This is a genomic window from Pseudomonas sp. FG86, assembly GCF_057808775.1.
Genome location: NZ_JBMDIS010000204.1, coordinates 1 through 446, shown reverse-complemented (window position 1 = coordinate 446; position 446 = coordinate 1). Strand labels below are relative to the sequence as shown.

At 51.8% G+C, this 446-nt stretch carries 1 pseudogene; it reads left to right on the top strand.

Going from position 1 to position 446, the window contains the following annotated elements:
• A pseudogene (locus ACODSV_RS36330) lies at window positions 1–392 on the top strand (cation diffusion facilitator family transporter); the annotation flags it as partial.
• Window positions 393–446 lie beyond the last annotated feature (54 nt).

Sequence of the window (446 nt, the reverse complement as noted above, 5' to 3'; positions counted from 1 at the left end):
TGATGGTTGCTGAAATCACCGCAGGTTATCTCACTGGCTCAATGGCGTTGCTTGCTGATGGATTTCACATGGCAACACACGCTGGAGCACTTGGCATAGCCGCAGCTGCTTACGGTTACGCAAAAAGACATGCCTCAAATGCTCGCTACAGTTTTGGAACTGGCAAGGTTGGAGACTTGGGTGGCTTCGCATCTGCTCTGATTTTGGGACTGGTCTCTTTGGGAATTGCCGGAGAGTCGCTATTTCGTCTCTTTCAACCGACTCAAGTGCAATTCGGGACAGCGACTCTTATCGCAATTGTCGGATTAGCAGTGAATGTGGTGAGCGCGCTTTTGCTGTCTGGCGGTCATAATCATCACCATGGGCATGACCACGGCCAAGATGAATCTCACTGCGTATTTCGGCCCATCGTGACCGCCCGTTTCGGTACATCGTGACCGCCCATT